This is a genomic window from Ruegeria sp. AB6, assembly GCF_056542685.1.
Window position 1 is genome coordinate 51,864 of the sequence record NZ_JBQGAD010000005.1, and the last position, 16,426, is coordinate 68,289.

At 60.0% G+C, this 16,426-nt stretch carries 15 protein-coding genes and 1 tRNA gene; 6 read left to right on the forward strand and 10 right to left on the reverse strand.

Features of this window, described 5'->3' with window-relative positions; all coding sequences use genetic code 11:
- Window position 1: 1 nt before the first annotated feature.
- Window positions 2–1,345, reverse strand: coding sequence for a Na(+)-translocating NADH-quinone reductase subunit A (locus ACR0DB_RS12010; RefSeq protein WP_170773160.1), 1,344 nt, complete (start codon window positions 1,343–1,345; stop codon window positions 2–4).
- Between the two features lie 288 nt (window positions 1,346–1,633).
- On the opposite strand from ACR0DB_RS12010, the gene ACR0DB_RS12015 reads away from it, so the two are divergent.
- Together ACR0DB_RS12015 and ACR0DB_RS12020 are read left to right on the forward strand one after the other, a co-directional pair.
- Window positions 1,634–2,749, forward strand: a complete 1,116-nt coding sequence (locus tag ACR0DB_RS12015) for a THUMP domain-containing class I SAM-dependent RNA methyltransferase (RefSeq protein WP_480551116.1) — start codon at window positions 1,634–1,636, stop codon at window positions 2,747–2,749.
- An 88-nt stretch (window positions 2,750–2,837) separates the two neighbouring features.
- Window positions 2,838–2,914: transfer RNA gene (locus ACR0DB_RS12020), tRNA-Pro, on the forward strand.
- Window positions 2,915–3,527: 613 nt separating this feature from the next.
- On the opposite strand, the gene ACR0DB_RS12025 is transcribed toward ACR0DB_RS12020, so the two are convergent.
- The 8 genes from ACR0DB_RS12025 to bioB form a co-directional block, all read right to left on the reverse strand.
- Window positions 3,528–3,701, reverse strand: coding sequence for a hypothetical protein (locus ACR0DB_RS12025; protein WP_480551118.1), 174 nt, complete (start codon window positions 3,699–3,701; stop codon window positions 3,528–3,530).
- Window positions 3,702–4,288: 587 nt separating this feature from the next.
- Window positions 4,289–6,172 carry a DEAD/DEAH box helicase gene (locus ACR0DB_RS12030; protein WP_480551120.1) on the reverse strand — a complete coding sequence of 628 codons (1,884 nt, stop codon included), beginning with the start codon at window positions 6,170–6,172 and terminating at the stop codon, window positions 4,289–4,291.
- A gap of 470 nt (window positions 6,173–6,642) precedes the next feature.
- The gene (locus ACR0DB_RS12035) at window positions 6,643–7,401 is read right to left on the reverse strand and encodes a methyltransferase domain-containing protein (RefSeq protein WP_480551122.1); all 759 of its coding nucleotides are present in this window, start codon (window positions 7,399–7,401) and stop codon (window positions 6,643–6,645) included.
- Window positions 7,398–8,012, reverse strand: a complete 615-nt coding sequence (locus tag ACR0DB_RS12040; RefSeq protein ID WP_480551124.1) for a pimeloyl-ACP methyl esterase BioG family protein — start codon at window positions 8,010–8,012, stop codon at window positions 7,398–7,400. Before ACR0DB_RS12040 ends, ACR0DB_RS12035 begins: the two co-directional genes overlap by 4 nt.
- The gene (bioA, locus tag ACR0DB_RS12045) at window positions 8,009–9,295 is read right to left on the reverse strand and encodes an adenosylmethionine--8-amino-7-oxononanoate transaminase (protein ID WP_480551126.1); all 1,287 of its coding nucleotides are present in this window, start codon (window positions 9,293–9,295) and stop codon (window positions 8,009–8,011) included. Before bioA ends, ACR0DB_RS12040 begins: the two co-directional genes overlap by 4 nt.
- A complete protein-coding gene (bioD, locus tag ACR0DB_RS12050) occupies window positions 9,292–9,912 on the reverse strand; it encodes a dethiobiotin synthase (RefSeq protein WP_480551128.1) in 621 nt (206 codons plus the stop codon). Before bioD ends, bioA begins: the two co-directional genes overlap by 4 nt.
- The gene (locus ACR0DB_RS12055; protein ID WP_480551130.1) at window positions 9,909–11,042 is read right to left on the reverse strand and encodes an 8-amino-7-oxononanoate synthase; all 1,134 of its coding nucleotides are present in this window, start codon (window positions 11,040–11,042) and stop codon (window positions 9,909–9,911) included. The genes bioD and ACR0DB_RS12055 overlap by 4 nt, the downstream gene beginning before the upstream one ends.
- On the reverse strand, window positions 11,039–12,019 hold the full coding sequence (gene bioB, locus ACR0DB_RS12060) for a biotin synthase BioB (RefSeq protein WP_480551132.1): 981 nt from the start codon (window positions 12,017–12,019) through the stop codon (window positions 11,039–11,041). Before bioB ends, ACR0DB_RS12055 begins: the two co-directional genes overlap by 4 nt.
- Before the next feature lie 313 nt (window positions 12,020–12,332).
- Here bioB and ACR0DB_RS12065 point away from each other — a divergent pair, with 313 nt between their 5' ends.
- The 4 genes from ACR0DB_RS12065 (at window position 12,333) to ACR0DB_RS12080 (ending at window position 15,405) form a co-directional block, all read left to right on the forward strand.
- Window positions 12,333–12,926 (forward strand): cytochrome P460 family protein, encoded by a 594-nt coding sequence (locus ACR0DB_RS12065; RefSeq protein WP_480551134.1) that lies wholly within the window; start codon window positions 12,333–12,335, stop codon window positions 12,924–12,926.
- Between the two features lie 84 nt (window positions 12,927–13,010).
- On the forward strand, window positions 13,011–13,334 hold the full coding sequence (locus tag ACR0DB_RS12070; RefSeq protein ID WP_480551136.1) for a pentapeptide repeat-containing protein: 324 nt from the start codon (window positions 13,011–13,013) through the stop codon (window positions 13,332–13,334).
- Window positions 13,335–13,344: 10 nt separating this feature from the next.
- Window positions 13,345–13,761, forward strand: coding sequence for an MBL fold metallo-hydrolase (locus tag ACR0DB_RS12075; protein ID WP_170785655.1), 417 nt, complete (start codon window positions 13,345–13,347; stop codon window positions 13,759–13,761).
- A gap of 138 nt (window positions 13,762–13,899) precedes the next feature.
- Window positions 13,900–15,405, forward strand: a complete 1,506-nt coding sequence (locus tag ACR0DB_RS12080) for an FAD-binding oxidoreductase (protein WP_480551138.1) — start codon at window positions 13,900–13,902, stop codon at window positions 15,403–15,405.
- Between the two features lie 46 nt (window positions 15,406–15,451).
- On the opposite strand, the gene ACR0DB_RS12085 is transcribed toward ACR0DB_RS12080, so the two are convergent.
- Window positions 15,452–16,417 carry a TAXI family TRAP transporter solute-binding subunit gene (locus ACR0DB_RS12085; RefSeq protein WP_480551140.1) on the reverse strand — a complete coding sequence of 322 codons (966 nt, stop codon included), beginning with the start codon at window positions 16,415–16,417 and terminating at the stop codon, window positions 15,452–15,454.
- Between the last annotated feature and the right edge of the window lie 9 nt (window positions 16,418–16,426).

Consider the following 16,426-nt stretch of genomic DNA (forward strand, 5'->3'; position numbering starts at 1 on the left):
ATCAGCCCTCCTTTTCAATCTTGGTCAGGCAGTCGCGCAGCGCCAGCCCGTATTCATATTTTGCCGGACAGGCAAAGCCCACAAGGCCCAAATCCTCTTCATCCAGCTCCAACGCACCCAACGCCTGCGCCGTGTCCGTGTCCATGACAAGCAATGCGCGCAGCAGTTGCGTTGGCAAATAGTCCTGCGGCATCAGCTCTTCAAACACGCCCGTCGGCACCATCGCACGACGGCCGCCGTTCAGGTTTGAAGTGAACGCATACAGCTTTTTCGCAAAGGCCGAGCCTAACACGGGCTGTACGGCGAATTTCGACGGCATCGGAAGAATCCAACCCATCGTGTGTTGATCGTGATCTTCACGGATGATCGAAACCTGCCGCGCAAAGCGACCCAGATAAGCGGTCGGGCCTTCAGCCTGTGCACCTGACAGGATCGAGCCCGAGATAATCCGGGGCGTCCCGTCCACATCAACCTCGTCGCGGGTCAGATCGTCGGTCGACGCGCCCATGACCGTGCGGATTAAGCGCGGCTGACGCGCGCCCGGACCGGTCAGAGCGACCACGATATTGGGATCCAGATGGCCGGTCTGCATCAGGCGACCAATGGCGATGACGTCCTGATACCCGATGGTCCAGACCTGCTTGTCCCCTGCCAGCGGCTCGAGGAAATGGATATGCGTCCCCGCCAGCCCCGACGGGTGCGGCCCTGCGAATGCGGCGGCTTCAATTCCTGGCACATCGGCGCCCGGTACCGAGTCACCCTCTTTGTGGCACAGATAGGTCTTGCCTTCGGTCAGGTTCGCGACCGCCGCCAGACCCGCAGCGAAAGCATCCCCTGCGTCAGCGATGATCACGGCTGCATCACCCGCCAGAGGCTCACTGTCCATCGCCGTCACGAAAATCGCTGCAGGTGTGGTGCCGGGTGTCGGCATTTTGGAATAGGGCCGCGTTCGGAAGGCCGTCCAAAGACCCGCAGCACACAGCTTGGCCGTCACGCCCTCGGCGCTGTCGGCATTCCCGGTGCCCGAGAAATCAACCCCGGTGTCATTGGGGTCTGACACCTCGATCACGACGCTTTGCAGCACGCGCCGAGCACCGCGATTGACTGCGACGACCTTGCCGGTCATTGGCGCTACCATCATCGCATCGGGCGCGTCTTTGTGACTAAACAGGGGCGTGCCGCGCTGGACGTCGTCACCCTCTTGTACCAGCATCTTGGGTTTCAGGCCAATATAGTCGCCGCCCAGAACTCCGACGGTCGAAAACTCGGGTCCAGGATGAATCGTCTGATCCGGCGCACCCAGCACCGGCAGCTCGAACCCTTTTTTCAGTTTGAAAGTTTGCATGTCGCTACGGTCTTCCAAGCCTCTTTGTCTGCGCCAACTCTGCCGACGTCCTTTCGGAATCCTGCAATAGCACGGTTTTTCGGGATCTCCGTCGCAAAAGCGCCGAAAACGGTCCAAAATCCGCAGGCATATTTTCGATCATGGACCCTTTACGCGGGGATGGTCATAAACGCAAACCTGTTACCGCTCAAAGCCGCAAGTAATTGTCACATTCCTATCATGTTGCGCAGTTTCGACGCGTGGAAAATGCATGTCGCACCCGGATCGCATCCGGTGTAAGCACCCAAAATGGAACAAAGCGACAAATTCGAGATATTTCTGGTGGCCACGCCCGGCCTCGAGACCCCTTTACTGGCCGAGACTGTCGAAAACGGATTCGAAAACGCCAGAATCGTACCCGGTGGTGTCAGCCTGCGCGGCGGATGGACCGATGTCTGGCGCGCCAATCTGTGTCTGCGGGGTGCCAACAAGGTCTTGCTGCGCATCGGTAGCTTTCCTGCCGTTCACCTGGCCCAGCTCGACAAACGTGCCCGCAAGTTTCCATGGTCAGATTTTCTGCGCCCCGATGTGCCGGTCAAAGTCGAGGCGACCAGCCGCAAATCCCGTATCTACCATGCAGGCGCCGCAAAGCAGCGGGTCGAGCACGCAATTACCGAAACTCTCGGCGCGCCAATCTCGGGCGATGCCACCCTGCGGGTCCTGCTACGCATTGAAAAGGATATCTGCACTTTTTCAGTCGATACATCCGGCGAGCCGCTGCACAAACGCGGCCACAAACCGGTAGTTGCCAAAGCCCCCATGCGCGAGACCATGGCCGCAATGTTCCTGCGCGAGTGCGGATACACCGGATCCGAACCGGTCCTGGACCCGATGTGTGGCTCCGGCACCTTCGTCATCGAAGCCGCCGAGATCGCCTTGGGGCTGAACCCCGGCCGCGGCCGCAGCTTTGCCTTCGAAGACCTTGCCGGGTTCGACCCTGCCGCTTGGGGCGATCTACGCGCCAACGGGGATATGTCCGAAACCGATCTTGTTTTCTCCGGCTCCGACCGCAATTCGGGCGCGGTTGAAGCCGCCCAAGCCAATGCGACGCAGGCCGGAGTGAGTGAGGTCACAAAGTTCCAAACCCGCGCCGTCAGCGACATCAAGCCCCCACCCGGCGACGCCGGTCTTGTCATCGTCAACCCGCCCTATGGTGCACGAATCGGCGATGAAAAACGCCTGCGCTCTCTCTACGGGGCGTTAGGCAAAGTGCTTGCGTCCCGCTTCAGCGGCTGGCGCGTGGGGATCGTGACCAGCAATGCGGGGCTTGCCCGCGCAACCCGCCTGCCTTTGCTGCCGCCCGGACCAGTGGTTGACCACGGCGGCACCAAAATCCGCCTCTACCACACGGACGCCCTGCCCTGACACCAATCGCGGCAATGAGCGCGGGGTTTGAAACCGCAAAATCCCTCTTGCACATCCAAATTGCCGGGTATAGACCCGCCGCCACGGTCGGAGTGTAGCTCAGCCTGGTAGAGCACTGTCTTCGGGAGGCAGGGGTCGGAGGTTCGAATCCTCTCACTCCGACCAATAGTATTAAACACTTACGCTGATTTCACGTCTTCCCAACTTGCCGAGTTTTCCTCACATGTTAGGGACACTCCTAAGAATCCGTGATTTTCTCACTCTGCCGGTTAGGCTTCACATCCACGCAAAACGATAGGGTCGGTTTGAACTAGTCGGAGGTTCCGCGTAGTCCTCACCTGCTGCACCTGACTGGGGATCGGCTGGCCTTCTTATGCGCCTCAATAGCCTTTGGCTCGCGGGTCATTCCCGTCTGATAGCAGCCAAGACAGGTGAGACAGAGGACGTGCATATGGTGGATATGCGGCGGTCCGGGGGCTAGGGCAAGCCTGCCTCCTTTTGGTCGTCTACAGCTTGCCTTCTGATGGACTGCTGTTTCCGCTTAACAAAATCCCAGATCAGTGCGCACAAGGAGAACGGCAAAGCGACATATACTCCAAAATCCGCATTTCCGGACCACCCGGAAGAATAGTAGATGTCTGGATACATAAATTTGAAGACAAATGCAGGGCTTAGACAAATCAGAAGCTTCAGGGGGCCAGAGTAAGGCGCGCAGAATTCCTTGATGAGCATCACTATTCTATCCACTAGCCTGCTCATTATCGTGAACTTCTCGCAACTACTCGCTTTTAGCTTTGTTGGAGAAAAAGAGTGCAGCAAAACCAAATACGGCCAAAATGATAATTAGCCCCAGACTACCTCCATTCACGTGAACACGAACGTTATAAGCGATTGCCAAAAGAATGAGAAAGCCGAATTTCTTGTACACCACTGAGGATATTGCTGGTTTCATGAGCCATTTCCCACGCACATATGTCCTGATCGAGCCAAAATTTCGCTCTCGCGACACGCCTTCATATCTTTAGCCGCTAGACAATTTGTAAACGAGCGTGCGGCGTCTATGGCCTCTTTCGCCCGTGCAGGTGTTCCCTTTGTACTATGATGTGCGTAAAGCTTAATGCAAGCGTCAATTTGACTTGTAAGGACGCTGGCTTCTATCGCCCGGTCATCGCGATCAAGTTGCTTATATGCTGTAAATCCGGACAGAGCGAGAGCCGCGACGGAAACTGAAATTGCTACTAGTTCTGATTTGGTCAAACCGGACTTCCTTCCCTAAGAAATACCTTGCCCGACGAAGCCGGGACTTGGCCGCGCAGATAGTTGACCATCCAGCGCTTTGCGTTTTGCCCTGCTGTACCGGCCCGAAGAAAAACGCTCGACCAAATGAGAATGCTCGACATCTCTTTCCAACCAGTTGAATAGCATTTGTACAATCAGAACGCGATTGCACATCAACACACAGACTATTGCAAGAAGAATAGCCTCAGAACCGATCACAACTTTTGCAAAGGGGCTTCGCAGCGCGATTAACGCCCCAGTTTACGTCCGGCGTTTCGGAACCGCATTGCCGCCCTTGGCCGCCGCGGCCCGCGCGCGGTTCTTCTTGCTGTTGGGCTTGCCTTTTGGCGGCGGAGGACCTTTGGGGCGGCGATCCGGTGTCTTGCCTGCCCAGGCGTCCCCGGCCTTGCTGCGCTTGGGTTTGGGATCGGCTTTTCCCTTGTCCGCAGGTTTGGGTGTGTCCTTCTTCCGCGTCTTTGCCGGTAGCGGTTCGACCAGACGCTCCGGACGCTCAGTTTTTCCCCGTTTCTTGTCCTTCATCCCACGTTTGGGGCCCGGTTTTGCGGGTCGCGACAGGTCTGGGGCCGTGTCCAGTCGAACGATCTCTTTCGCTCCTTCGACCTTCATCTCGGGCCCAATGGCTTCGATAAAACCGGGCACGCTGCTTTCGCGGATTTCGATATAGGTCACATCGTCGGCAATGCGGATCGCGCCTATATCGGATTTCGTGATGTTCCCGGCCTTGCAGATCATCGGCAGAACATAGCGCGGTGACGCATGTTGATTGCGCCCCTCAGACAGGGAAAACCAGACGCTGGGGCCAAAGGGGGCGCTGGGTTTGGTTGCCGCGCTGACTTCGCCCAGTTCTTCGGGCGCGGAATGTTGGCGCGTGTACTGGCGAACGTAAGCTGCGGCCAGTTGTTCTGCTGAGAACCGCGCAACCAGTTGCTCGACCGAGGCGCGCTCGGTCTCGGGGACCTCGGACTGCCAGTCGTCGGACGCAAACATCCGTTGCAAATCCTGCGCGTTGACCTCTTCGGCCGAGGGCGCAGCCCCCCACTCGGCGGTGAGTTTGGCGAATTTCAAAAGGCGCTGTGCCTTTTTGAACGCCGCCGGGGGCACGATCAGCGCACTGACCCCTTTGCGGCCTGCCCGACCGGTCCGGCCCGAGCGGTGCAGCAGGGTTTCGTGACTGTTGGGCAGTTCGGCGTGAACGACCAGATCAAGGTTCGGCAGGTCGATCCCCCGCGCCGCGACATCGGTGGCCACACAGACACGTGCACGACCATCGCGCATCGCTTGCAGCGCGTTGGAGCGTTCGCTCTGCGTCAACTCCCCCGACAAAGCGACAACCGGGAACCCCCGGTTGGACAAGCGTGCCGTCAACCGGCTGACCATGGCGCGCGTGTTGCAAAAGACGATAGCGTTCGGGGCTTCGTAATAGCGCAACACGTTGATGATCGCGTTCTCGCCATCGCGCGGCGCCACATTCAGTGCACGGTATTCGATATCTGCGTGCTGCGTGCGTTCGCTGACCGTGCTGACCCGTTCAGCGTCCTGTTGATAGCGCGCAGCAAGGCTGACAATCGCGCGCGGCACCGTGGCCGAGAACAGCAGCGTCTGACGCGTCTCGGGCGTTTGTTCCAGAATGAACTCCAGATCCTCGCGGAAGCCCAGATCCAGCATCTCGTCAGCTTCGTCCAGCACCACCGCCCGCACATCAGTCAGATCGATCGAACCGCGCATGATATGATCGCGCAACCGGCCCGGCGTTGCGACAACGATATGCGCGCCTCGGGCCAAGGCGCGGCGTTCGTCGCGCATATCCATTCCGCCCACGCAAGAGGCAAGAAACGCCCCCGCATCAGCATAAAGCCACGCCAGCTCGCGCTTTACCTGCATCGCCAGCTCGCGCGTAGGCGCAATCACCAGCGCCAAAGGTGCTGCGGCCGCGTCAAAGACATCGCCCTCACCCAAAAGCGTCGGCGCGATGGCCAGCCCAAACCCGATGGTCTTACCCGAACCCGTTTGCGCGGAAACCAACAGGTCGCGCCCCTGCAATTCGGGCGCGGTCACGGCCTGCTGTACCGGGGTCAGCGTTTCATATCCTTTGCGCGTGAGCGCATCCTGCAATGTCTGTTTCATAGATCGGCTCGCTCTGGTGATGCTGTCACCCTCAGAGCGTCCAACACACGGATCATCGTCGAAGCGCCGCTCATAGCGAGAGACGACGGGGATGTATAGAGCGGAAATGAGGCACGCATACCTGCCGCGCGCAGGAAGCAAACCGACCAGAATGCCCTATCCCGTCTTGGGCAGACGGTCAGGAAAAGCTGGGCCGAAACCACCTGGCCCAGCCATCAGGCATCAGCTGCCACGATTGCGGAAGCTCTCTTCGAAGTCCTGAGTTTGATTTTCAGCGCTGCCGCCACTTGGGCCGCTTTCGCAGGCGGCGATGAGTAGCAAGCTGGCGGAGATGAGGACGGCTCTGATCATTTGGGGACCTTTGTGTTCGGAAGATTCAGGTGGAAACACGCGCGCCTGCCCTGCCTAGCACGGAGGTGTGTAACCAACGGGTCAATCCTGTGTGACAGCGCTGTGATCCCGGTGGGCGATCAGTCCGGCTTGCGGGCGATGATCCAGATCGGGTGATAGGTCAGCGGCACAGTCCCGTCGCTGCCGTGACGCGCGACATAGTCATCCGAAAACCGCCGCAAATCCGACCGGGTCCAGGTTGCGCGCGCGCGGCCGTTCACCCCGGTGCTCCGCAAATGGCGTAATACCTCATGAGGCGAGTCAAACCGTAGTGTCCGGATAGAATGACCGGTTGCAACCACCTCCAGTTCATCGCGGACGGCAGCGGACAGCTCTTCGGGCTGGCACAGGCCCGGCGCACCAGCGTTGGAGCCGACTTGGGCCAGCTCTTGAAACTGCGTCTGACCAAAGCCCGAAACAGCCATCCACCCTCCGGGTTGCAGCCAATTTGCTATGCGTTGCATCAGAATCGCCGGGTCCTCAAACCACTGGATCATCGAGGCCGAGCAGATCAGATCGACTTCATTTGGCCACATGATCTGCTGGGCGTCACCGCACAGGAAAGATGCATCTGCGTCCGTTGCCGTTTTTTCAGCCTCAGGCGCAAGGTCATTGAGCGTCAGCGACTGAAACTGGAAAGTTTCCTTCAACCTTTGGGTCAGGTGGCCTGTGCCGCACCCCAACTCTAACCCATGGGTAAACTTGTCGGGCGCGCCATGGATTCGCAGGGCATCGACCAAATCCGCCGCAATCTGCGCTTGCTGGCCCGCCGCGTCGTGGTAGCTCCCGAAGCTGCGGCTAAAACTGCGTTGTACCCGGTCTGTGATCAATGCGTTCATGCCAACCACTCTGCCCAGCTTTGACCCGCTCGAAACGGAACATGCGGGCCGTCAATGCGCCGAATGGCCGAGCTCTGCCACGCCGCCTCTTGCGCCTTGGTGGGGATGATCCGGTCTTGGTGCGGAATCCACACTCGGTCAAACCGACGCGCCAGAGCGGGGCCGCGCTGAAGGATCGCACGCAGTTCCGCTTGCGCCGCATGGATGTCAATCTGCGGTGCTGGTCCTTCGAACCCGGCGCGGCGGCAGAACTTGGCAAAGCTAGCCGCGCTCAGATTGTCGGCAGTGGCGTTGATCATGTCAGGCGCGATGCCTTTTTCCGCATCCGCCGGAAACAAGGTGCCGCTGACCGCAACCAGACGATCCGGGTTGACCCCCGCCCCCTCTAACCAGTGCACAGCCGAGGCGACACCGAAGGAAAACGCCAGCACATCGAGCCGGTCATAATCGGCCAGTTCGGGCAACTCGGCATCAAGCTGAGTATAGTCGTCGACAAACAGAACATCCCCGCCACCCTCCAGCCCGGCAAACGGGGCTGGCCCCAGCGCCCAACCACCAAACACCAGTGACAGGTTTTCCGTACCCGACCGGGACAGCCAGACCGCCTTCATGCCTCGCCCCGCGCCAGATCGACCATAGCCGCCGTCACCCGGCTCAACTCATCGCCCGAGATCACGAATGGCGGCATACAGTAGATATTGCGCGCAAAGGGGCGCAGCCAAACATCAGTGTCGAGCGCTTGTACATGCGCGACCCGAGGGTCAACCGGTTGCTCCATCTCGATCACGCCGATTGCGCCCAGAACCCGTACATCAGCTACGCCCGGAATGTCGCGCGCGGGCGCAAGCTCATGCTCCATCTGCTTGGCAATCGCGCTGACCTCGAGATACCAGTCGCGCTGTTGCAACTGGTCAAGGCTGGCGATGGCCGCGGCGCAAGCCAGCGGGTTGGCCATATAGGTTGGCCCGTGCATCAACACGCTGGCTTCGCTTTCGCCAATCCCGCACGCAACGGCTTCGGTCGCAATTGTGGCAGCCAGAGTGATATGACCGCCGGTCAGCGCCTTGCCCACGCACAGGATATCCGGCACCACATCCGCATGCTGCATGGCAAAAAGCTGACCCGTCCGCCCAAACCCGGTGGCGATCTCGTCAAAGATCAGCAACACCCCATGGGCCGAACACAGCTCGCGCGCGCCTTTCAGCCAGGACGGGTGATAGAAATACATACCGCCAGCACCCTGTACCACCGGCTCAAGGATCAACGCGGCGATCCGGGCGCCCTGACGGTCCAGCAACTCTTCCAGAGCGGCAAGCCCATTCAACGCCGGATTCTCCGGCCAGTCCTGTCCCAACGCCACAGAGGGCCGGGGCAGGAAATGCTGGATCGACATCGCCCCCCGGAACAGCCCATGCATTCCATTGACTGGATCGCAGACGCTCATCGCTTTCCATGTATCACCGTGATATCCGCCCCGGATCGTGGCAAATTCAGTCCGGCCCGAATGACCCTTGGCCATCTGGTACTGCACAGCCATCTTCAACGCGACCTCGATCGCGACCGAGCCGCTGTCGCTGTAGAAAATCCGGTCCAATCCATCGGGCAGCATGTCGATCAGCCGCTTGCCCAGCTCAATCGCGGGCGTATGCGTCAAGCCGCCGAACATGACATGGGGCAAGTGATCCAACTGCGTCTGCATCGCTGCGATGATGGCCGGGTGACGATGGCCGTGCACCGCACACCACCAAGATGACATGGCGTCGATCATCTTACCGCCGTCCTCGCGCGTCAGCCAGACGCCCTCAGCCGAAGAGATCAGGTGCATAGGCCCCGGATCCAGGACGTTGGTATAAGGATGCCACAGGTGGCGCGCGTCAAAATCCAATGGGGTCACAGCGCACCCCGTATCGTGGTCAGGTCCATCCCCGCCATCGCATCAGCCACAGAGGCACGCGTCACGGTGTTAAGAACCGGCAGCCGTCCCAGATGGCGCGTCTCGCACATCTCGACAATGGTCTGTTCGACATCCGGCTCGGCGTCTCCGATGAATGCCACGCCGACCACGTCGACACCCGCGCCCCGCAAGGCGCGCAACGACAGCGCGGTGTGGTTGATCGTGCCCAAAGCCGTGCGCCCCGCCAGAACGACCGGGGCCTGCCAACGGGCAAACAAGTCCAGAAAGAAATGCTGCCGGGTCAGGGGCACCATCACGCCGCCCGCCCCTTCCACAACCAACGGGCCGGCAACTTTGGGCAGTGCCAGCCGGTCAAGGTCGATCTCAACCCCCATATCCTCGGCCGACAGATGCGGCGAGGCGGGCAGGTTCAGCCGATACGCCTCGGGCAGGATCGGCGCGCCAGACAGGGCCTGCACGGTTTCGGTATCCGTCGCCTCTTCCAACCCGGACTGGACCGGCTTCCAATAGCTGGCCCCAAGGGCAGCGGCCAGCCCGGCGGACAGGACGGTCTTGCCCACACCTGTATCGGTGCCGGTGACGACCAGAGTGCTCATGCGGCCTCCTTCCGGTAGCGCGACAGTGTTTCGAACAAGGCGCTGATCTCGGATTTGGTGACATTCCCGGTGATCGAGATTCGCAACCGCGACGTGCCCTTCGGCACGGTCGGCGGGCGGATGCCGCGGATATCAAAACCTTGTTCCTGCAAGCGCGCCGCCGTTGCCATGGTGCTGGCGTCATCACCTAGAATGACGGGGATAATCTGACTGGTCAGAGCTTGCGGCGCGATCCCAGCACTATGCGCCACCGAATGGGCATGCGCGATCCGGTCCTGCGCCTGCTGCGTCCAAATCGGGTCGTTGGTCAGCAGCTCAAGCGCGGCCCGCACGAGGGCTGCATTAAAGGGCGACGGGGCGGTGGCAAAAATGAACGGGCGCGCGCGATTGATCAAAGTGTCGATCATCACACGCGGACCGCAGATCAACCCACCGGAAACACCCAAACCCTTGCCGCAGGTGTGCAAGGTCAGCACATCCGCGTCCAGCCCATGCGTCAGACCCCGGCCCTGTGGACCAAAGACGCCCGTTGCGTGGGCCTCATCCACCACCAGCACCGCATCGTGGTCCCGCGCCAGCGTTGCGAAATCGACCAACGGGGCCAGATCGCCTTCCATCGAATAGACACTTTCGACCGCAACCCAAACTTGACCCGAACCACCCTCGGTGCGCCATTGCGTCAGAACCCGGCGCGCATCGGCCAAGTCATTATGAGCAAAGCCCCGTGTGTCGGCACGCCCGGTGCGCATCCCTTCGAACGCGCTGGCATGGACCAAAGCGTCATGCAGGATCAGATCCCCCGCGGCGGGGAGGTTGGAAAAGATGGCCTGATTGGCCTGAAACCCGCCACCCATGAACAGCGCGGCCTCGGCCCCAAAAAAACTGGCAGCGAACTGCTCCAAAGCCTCGTGCTCGGGGTGGTTGCCACGCAACAGGCGCGACCCGCCCGACCCCAACGGCACCCCGCGCGACAGCGCTTGCTGCGCGGCCTCGGCCAATTCGGGCGACTGCGCCAGCCCCAGATAGTCGTTCGACGCGAAATCCAACCCCCGGCGCGGTGACAACACCCGCCGACGATGTCGGTTGTCCAGCACCTCAAGCATCGAGGACAAGCGCGCCGTAACCGTCATTCGGCCGCGTCAGCCCGACTGTCCTGCGCCGCGACCTCGGCCTGAAGCCCCAGCTTGGCAAAAAGAACCGCGTCGGTGTCTTCCTCAGGGTTTTCCGCCGTCAGCAGCGTTTCCCCCACGAAGATCGAGTTCGCACCGGCAAAGAAACACATCGCCTGCAGCTCATCGCTCATGTCGCTGCGCCCGGCAGACAGGCGGACATAGGATTGCGGCATCATGATCCGCGCCACAGCGATCACCCGCACAAAGTCGATCGGGTCAATCGGCTTGGCATCGGCCAGCGGTGTATCCTGCTGCGGCATAAGCATGTTGATCGGAACCGAATCCGGCGCAGGCGCCATGTTGGCCAGCGTCACCAGCATGTCCATGCGGTCCTGAACGCCCTCACCCATGCCCAGAATCCCGCCCGAGCACACTTTGATCCCCGCCTCTTGCACCCGGTTCATCGTGTCGATCCGGTCGGCAAAGGTCCGGGTGGTGATCACTTCGGAATAATAGCGCTCGGACGTGTCGATATTGTGGTTGTAGTAATCCAGCCCTGCATTGCGCAGCTGCACCACCTGCGTGTCACTCAGCATGCCCAGCGTCATGCAGGATTCCATCCCCATGTCGCGCACGCCTTCGACCATAGCGACCAGCGCAGCCATGTCGCGGTCCTTGGGCTCGCGCCACGCGGCCCCCATGCAGAACCGGGTCGCGCCGCCCTCTTTCGCCTTGCGGGCCTCGGACAGAACGCGCTCGACCTCAATCAGTTTCGAGGCCGACAGCTTGGACCCGTTGCGCGCCGATTGCGAGCAATAGGCACAGTCCTCGGCGCAGCCTCCGGTCTTGATCGACAGCAGTTTCGAGGTCTGGACCTTGTTGGGATCGAAATTGGCGCGATGCACTGTCTGGGAGCGAAACAGAAGATCCAACAGCGGCAGATCATACAGCGCCTGAGCCGCGTCACGTGTCCACGAGTTTGGTTGGGTCTGCATTTTATCTATAATCTTTCATGTAACCCGAGGTTGCAGCCATTTTTTATCGATAAATTTTGACACTGCAATATTTTTCACTCAGACAAGGTCAGGGCAAATGGACGCGGGCATCGCAAGAATGCGTGCGCCCAATATGCGCACGGGCAGTCAAATCACCGCTGTTTTTGCTGATAAGCTCGTGAGGCTGAACGATCTGCATCTTTTTCCGAATGACACGCAATTTGACGCCGGGCCGGCTTGGATAGGCTGGTGTCACATAAACCCGTTCCAAATTTCCGGGCGACGAAAATTTCCAAGCAAGAGGACATCAGCCATGAGAGTATTGAAAATCCTAACATTGGGCGCAGCGATGGGTGTTGCAGCGCTTGGGATCAGTCAGTTCAGCACGTCGGTCAACGCGCAAGTGTCCGACGACTGGCAGCCTCAATGGACCGAGGATGGTCAACTGGTTCTACCAACAGGCTACAGGGAATGGGTGTTCCTGGGCTCACCCCTGACGCCGAACGCACTAAACGGCGGGCAGGCCGGGTTCCCGGAATACCACAATGTCTACATGCATCCGACGGCCTATGCTCAGTACAAGGAAACCGGGGAATTTCCCGAAGGCACTATCTTGTTAAAAGAGCTGCAACTGACCCAACCCGGCGAGGAAGCGGACGGATCGCGGCTTGAGGTGTCGGGACAGGGCTATTTCCCGGCCGGGTTCAACGGCATCGACATCGCGGTCAAGGATTCCTCGCGCTTTGCGGAAAGTAACAACTGGGGCTATTTCAACTTTGGCCACCATGCCCCACCCTATGCCGAAACCGCCGCCGCCCCAATCGAGGCCTGTGCCTCGTGCCATATCGACAATGCAGACGAGGATATGGTTTTCACCCGCTTTTACGCGATCCTCAGCGCGAACTAAGCGGATCGACCTCTGAATGCCATCGCGCCAGGTTGGCGCGGTGGCCAATACATTCGCACCCCAAAAACCTCTCTGGATCTTCACGTGTCACATAAGCTCTTTCTCGTCGCCTGTTTTGCAGCCTGCCCCGCTCTGGCGCAGATGGGGGCTGCGGTCGATCACTGCGATGCCCAACCAGCGCCGCGTGTGGACTGGCACGGCTGTGATCTGGCGCGTCGGGATTTCTCGGGCTTGGATCTCAGCCACGCCAACCTCAGCGGCGCAAAACTGACTGCAGCCAAGCTGCGCGGGGCCTTCATGACCAAAGCCCAATTGGGGGGCAACAATTTCGAAGGCACCAGATTTGACGGGGCCTATTACAACGACGCGCGACAATGCGCCGTTGGGTCCGTTGGCAGTTGCAAGTAAACAGACCGCCATGATCTCGCGCCGCCAATGGATGCGGGTTGCGGGCTGTGCCATGCTGTCGGCACTGGCCCGTCCGGCGCAGGCCGATGCGCCGCAACTCGACCGTCACCCGGCCCCAGAGGTCGGCTTTTTCGCCAATGCCTGTCTGATCGAAGGCCCTCAGAGCTGTGTGTTGGTCGACGCAAATCTGAACGTGAGCGAGGCGCAGGATCTGGCGCGTCTGGTCCGCGAAACCGGCAAACCTTTGACCCATATCGTGATCACGCACCCGCATCCCGACCACTATCTGGGCCTGCAATTTCTGGGGCCACAGTTTCCACAAGCAATTGTCGCAAGCGCAGCACAGTCTTTGACATTCATTGAAACCGCGGCCTTGGACTGGCCCAACAGGGGATGGCCAAATCCGAGCGTATTGCTGGCATGTTGACCCGCTACCCCGATCACGTCTTCCCTTTGGCTCCGCACAACAGCATCCTTGCCAGCCGATCCTGACGCTATGGCAAAAGGCAAACGCGCAAGGACCGATAATGGTTTACTTGCGGGGCGGATGTGACAAAGGTCCGACATGACACCATCATCCCCAACAGATTCGCACGACCAGGCCACAACTCATTCGTATCTGTCTGCGCTTAGGGCGACGCTGGGCGAAGCCGCCGTCCTGACCGGTTCAGATATTTCCGAGACCTACACCCGAGACTGGACCCGAGACCGGCAAGGACAATGCCTGGCCGTTGTCAAACCCACCACTTCAGCCGAGGTGTCGCAGGTCTGTGCCCTCAGCCACGCCACAGGCATCGGTATCATCCCGCAAGGGGGGCATACCGGTCTGGTCGGGGGCGCGCAGCGCAATCGGGGCGATTGCATTCTGATTTCCACCCAACGCATGACCGCAATCGAAGAGATCGACGCCGACGGCATGACATGCACGGTGCAGGCGGGCGCCGTCCTTGAAACAGTGCAAACGACCCTAGGCGAGCAGGGTTTCCAGTTCGGTGTTGCCATCGGCTCTCAGGGCAGCGCTCAGATCGGGGGGCTGATATCCACGAATGCGGGCGGAGTGAATGTCCTGCGCCACGGCATGATGGGTGCTCAGGTTCTGGGGTTGGAAATGGTGCTGCCCCAAGGGCAGATCCTGTCGTCGATCACAGGATTGCACAAAGACAACCGGGGGCCGGACCCGTTGCGGCTTGCTATCGGCGCCGAAGGGGTATTTGGCGTGGTCACCCGTGCCTGCCTGCGCATTCTTCCCCGCCAGACACATAGCGCCACCGCATATGCCGGCTGCGCCTCGATGCAGGGCGCACTGGATCTGCTGCGGCATATTCGCAGCAACGGGCACGAGGTCCTGTCGGCCTTTGAAGTGATGTCCCAAAGCTGTATGCCATTGGCCCAATCCGTTGACCCCTCGATGATCCTGCCGGTAGATGCGCCCGTCCATGTGCTGATCGCGTTTTCATCCGCGATGGACCTACCGCTGCAAGACCATCTGGAGGCACTTCTGGCCTCAGCATTTGAGCAAGGGGTGGTGCAGGACGCCGTCATCGCGCAATCGCAATCTCAGGCCGCCCGGTTCTGGTCCATCCGCGAAGGGCTGGTCGAAGGGCAGATCAAGCGCGGCTACCACGTGCGCAGCGATGTGTCGGTTCGCTTGGGGCATGTGCCCCAAGCCGCGGTCGCGCTCGAAACCATGCTGGCTGAGGAGTTTCCGGGCTGGATACCGCAGACCTACGGCCATTTGGGCGACGGCAACCTTCACTTTAATGCCCTACCCCCGGAGTCCAAGTCCGAGGAAGAGGCGCGCGCCGTCGGAAAGACCATCGAAGCGCGCATATTCGACATTGTCACAGAGCTCGGCGGCTCATTTTCAGCAGAGCACGGCATTGGCCGCACCAAGGCCGGGTGGTTCCGAAAAACTCTTCCTGCACGTCATGATCTGTTGGCTCAGTTGAAATTCACGCTCGACCCTAAAGGCATCATGAACCCTGGATGCCTTCTCGCCGAAAACCTGACGCATCCGCCCGACCGGGAAGATCCTAAAACAACCGGCGCAGGCAGTCCTGCAGCAAAGTGAAGCCCTCCTGGGCCTCACCTGAGATAAGCAAGTGATTGCTCTTTCGTTATTTCAACAGACCCTGCTCGCGGTAATATTTGAGCGCTCCGGGATGAATGGGCGCGGACAGGCCCGCTGAAACCATTTCTTCTTTGGTCAGATTTGCGAATGCCGGGTGGAACGTACGGAAATCGTCGAAATTCTCAAAGATCGACGACACCAGCGCATAGACCGCCTCGTCCGAGACCTTGGCCGAGGTCACAAGCGTCGCGCCGACCCCGAACGTGTCCACATCCCCGTCGGTGCCACGATACATGCCTCCGGGAATGGTCGCTGCCCGGTAATAGGCGTTGTTGTCGATCAACCCGGTCACGGCGTCACCGGTCACCGGAACCAGTTTGGCGTCGCAGGTCGTCGCGGCTTCGGTCAGGTTGCCGGACGGGTGGCCCGCAGTGATGATGAACGCGTCAATCTGGTTGTCGCACAGGGCGCTGGACTGTTCCGCCGATTTCAGCTCGGCCGCCAGTGCAAACGTATCCTTTGTCCACCCTTTGGCGTCCATCAGCACCTCCATTGTGCCGCGCTGGCCCGATCCCGGATTGCCGATATTAACCCGCTTGCCTGCCAGATCATCGAAATGCTCAATCCCGGAATCGGCGCGAACCATCACGTTGAACGGCTCGGCATGGACCGAGAATACCGCGCGCAACTCTTCGAATGGCCCGGCCTCTTCAAATTTTGAGGTGCCGTTCAGCGCGTGAAACTGCCAGTCGGACTGGGCCACGCCAAATTCCAGTTCGCCCTCGCGGATCGTATTGATGTTATAGACCGAGCCACCGGTGGATTCGACCGTGCAACGCACCCCGGTTTCCTTGCGATTCTTGTTCATCAGACGGCAGATTGAGCCACCGGTCGGATAGTACACGCCGGTCACGCCGCCAGTTCCAATGGTCACGAACTCTTCGGCCTCAGCGGCCACGGTGCCAAGCGCAAGCGTCAGGGTCGACGCCAAAATCAGTTTTTTATTCATCATTTCCTCCCT

Bases quoted from the DNA above. Each gene is read 5' to 3' on its own strand.
- ACR0DB_RS12085 (WP_480551140.1), bottom strand. From the start codon at position 16,417: ATGATGAATAAAAAACTGATTTTGGCGTCGACCCTGACGCTTGCGCTT.
- bioD (WP_480551128.1), bottom strand. From the start codon at position 9,912: ATGAGCACTCTGGTCGTCACCGGCACCGATACAGGTGTGGGCAAGACC.
- ACR0DB_RS12065 (WP_480551134.1), top strand. From the start codon at position 12,333: ATGAGAGTATTGAAAATCCTAACATTGGGCGCAGCGATGGGTGTTGCA.
- ACR0DB_RS12080 (WP_480551138.1), top strand. From the start codon at position 13,900: ATGACACCATCATCCCCAACAGATTCGCACGACCAGGCCACAACTCAT.
- ACR0DB_RS12035 (WP_480551122.1), bottom strand. From the start codon at position 7,401: ATGAACGCATTGATCACAGACCGGGTACAACGCAGTTTTAGCCGCAGC.
- ACR0DB_RS12075 (WP_170785655.1), top strand. From the start codon at position 13,345: ATGATCTCGCGCCGCCAATGGATGCGGGTTGCGGGCTGTGCCATGCTG.
- ACR0DB_RS12055 (WP_480551130.1), bottom strand. From the start codon at position 11,042: ATGACGGTTACGGCGCGCTTGTCCTCGATGCTTGAGGTGCTGGACAAC.
- ACR0DB_RS12010 (WP_170773160.1), bottom strand. From the start codon at position 1,345: ATGCAAACTTTCAAACTGAAAAAAGGGTTCGAGCTGCCGGTGCTGGGT.
- ACR0DB_RS12015 (WP_480551116.1), top strand. From the start codon at position 1,634: ATGGAACAAAGCGACAAATTCGAGATATTTCTGGTGGCCACGCCCGGC.
- ACR0DB_RS12030 (WP_480551120.1), bottom strand. From the start codon at position 6,172: ATGAAACAGACATTGCAGGATGCGCTCACGCGCAAAGGATATGAAACG.
- ACR0DB_RS12040 (WP_480551124.1), bottom strand. From the start codon at position 8,012: ATGAAGGCGGTCTGGCTGTCCCGGTCGGGTACGGAAAACCTGTCACTG.
- ACR0DB_RS12025 (WP_480551118.1), bottom strand. From the start codon at position 3,701: ATGAAACCAGCAATATCCTCAGTGGTGTACAAGAAATTCGGCTTTCTC.
- bioB (WP_480551132.1), bottom strand. From the start codon at position 12,019: ATGCAGACCCAACCAAACTCGTGGACACGTGACGCGGCTCAGGCGCTG.